Source organism: Kitasatospora sp. NPDC007106 (assembly GCF_040634455.1).
In the GTDB taxonomy this organism is placed as follows: Bacteria; Actinomycetota; Actinomycetes; order Streptomycetales; family Streptomycetaceae; genus Kitasatospora; species Kitasatospora arboriphila.
Map to the genome: position 1 here is coordinate 1 of NZ_JBEYFP010001088.1, position 1,730 is coordinate 1,730.

The window sequence follows — 1,730 nt, forward strand, 5'->3', positions numbered from 1 at the left end:
TCCCGGCCGTCGGTGACCCCGCCCATGCCGAGGATCGGCACGGTGGGCAGGCGTCCGGCCAGCATCGCCGCGTGCACCAGGTGCACGCAGCGCAGCGCCACCGGCCGCACGGCCGGTCCGGAGAGCCCGCCGGGCCCGGCGGCGAGCGAGGGGCGCAGGGTGTCCGGGTCGATGTCCATCCCGGGCACGGTGTTGATCATGGAGAGGCCGTCCGCGCCGGCCCGGACGCAGGCCGCCGCGATGTCGGTGATCGACAGCACGTCGGGCGCCAGCTTCGCGTAGACCGGCAGGTCGGCGGGGGCCGCCCGGCGCACCGCCCGGACGAGGTCGTAGGAGATCGCCGGGTTCGCGGCGAAGACCAGGCCGAGGTCGGCGTGGCTGGGGCCGCCGATGTTCAGTTCCAGGCCGACCACGCCGGGCAGTCCGCCGAGCCGGGCGGCCAGGGCGGCGAACTCCTCGATCCGCTCCCCCGCGATCGACACCACCACCCGGGCGCCGCGCTCCGCCAGCCAGGGCAGCTCCTTCTCGACGAAGGCGTCGATGCCGGGTCCGGGCAGGCCGAGCGCGGTGAGCAGCCCGGCCGGGGTGGCGGCGGCCCGCGGCGTGGGGTGGCCGGCCCGCGGCCGCGGCATGATCGTCCGGGTGGTGACCGAGCCCAGCGCGTCCAGCGGGACGAACTTGGCGAGCTCGCGGACGGGACCGGCGCAGCCGGCCGCGGTGGTGAGCGGGTTCGGCAGGGTCAGCGGGCCGAAGGGCGCGGTGAGGTCGACGTCCTGCGGGTCCATCAGGTCCCCTCCAGATCGGCTGGCACCGCCCCGATGTCCGCCCAGCGGACCCGCGTGGCGTCGAACACCGGGCCCTCCGTGCAGACCCGGGCGAACCGGCTGACGCCGTCCGCGCCGACCACCGGGACGACGCACGCCGCGCACAGCCCGGTGCCGCAGGGCAGGTCGGTGGCGAGCAGCGCCCAGCAGCGGATGCCGAGGTCGGCGACGGCCGCGGCGGTCAGTGCGAGGACGTCGGGCGGGCCGGCCGCGTAGACCACCGAGGCGTCGATCGCCCGGGCGGCCTGCGCGACCGGGTCGCTGACCAGGCCGGTGAGGCCGGCCGAGCCGTCCTCGGTCACCACCAGCACGTCCTGGGTGAGCGCCCGGGCCCGGTCGACGCCGTGCAGGGCGGCGGCGGTCGGCGCGCCCAGCAGGTAGCCGAGCTGGCCGCCGCGGGCGGTGAGCTGCTCGCCGAGGGCCGGCAGCGGGGCGGCGTGCTGGCCGTGGCCGACCAGCAGCGCCTTCACGGGTGCGTCGGGGACGGGGAAGGGCGTGCCGAGCGGGGCGATCAGGTCGAGCGGCCCGCTGCGGGGGCCGTCGGCGACCAGCAGCTCCAGGGTGCCGGCGGAGGCGTCGGCCCGGGCGATCGGGACGGCCTCGCGGACCACCGCGTGGTCGCCGGCCAGCGAGGCGAAGTGGCCCGGCCGGGCGCGGGACGCGGCCTCGGGCACCTCCAGCACCAGGCGGTGGTACGCGCCCTCCGCCGTGCACCCGTACACCTCCGCCCGCCACCGCACCGGATGGGCCATGTCCGACACCTCTCGATCGATCCGGGACGCCCCGGGGCGCGGCGCACGTCCGCGCCCGGAGTCCCGCGTCCACACCTGCAACTCGCCGGGAGGCCCGCAGGTCACGCCACGATCCTCCCGCCCCGTCCCGTTCCCCGACGTCCAACTCGGCCGG

At 77.9% G+C, this 1,730-nt stretch carries 2 protein-coding genes; both read right to left on the bottom strand.

Annotated features, from left to right (window positions below; genetic code table 11):
• On the bottom strand, nucleotides 1-785 hold a 785-nt coding region (locus ABZ641_RS36035; RefSeq protein ID WP_359988680.1), incomplete at its 3' end, for a dihydroorotate dehydrogenase.
• Complete coding sequence (locus tag ABZ641_RS36040) at nucleotides 785-1,576, bottom strand: dihydroorotate dehydrogenase electron transfer subunit (protein WP_359988682.1); 792 nt, start codon at nucleotides 1,574-1,576, stop codon at nucleotides 785-787. The genes ABZ641_RS36040 and ABZ641_RS36035, both read right to left, overlap by 1 nt.
• Nucleotides 1,577-1,730: the final 154 nt, after the last annotated feature.

Coding starts and splice junctions, on each gene's coding strand:
- ABZ641_RS36040 (WP_359988682.1), bottom strand. CDS start 1,576: ATGGCCCATCCGGTGCGGTGGCGGGCGGAGGTGTACGGGTGCACGGCG.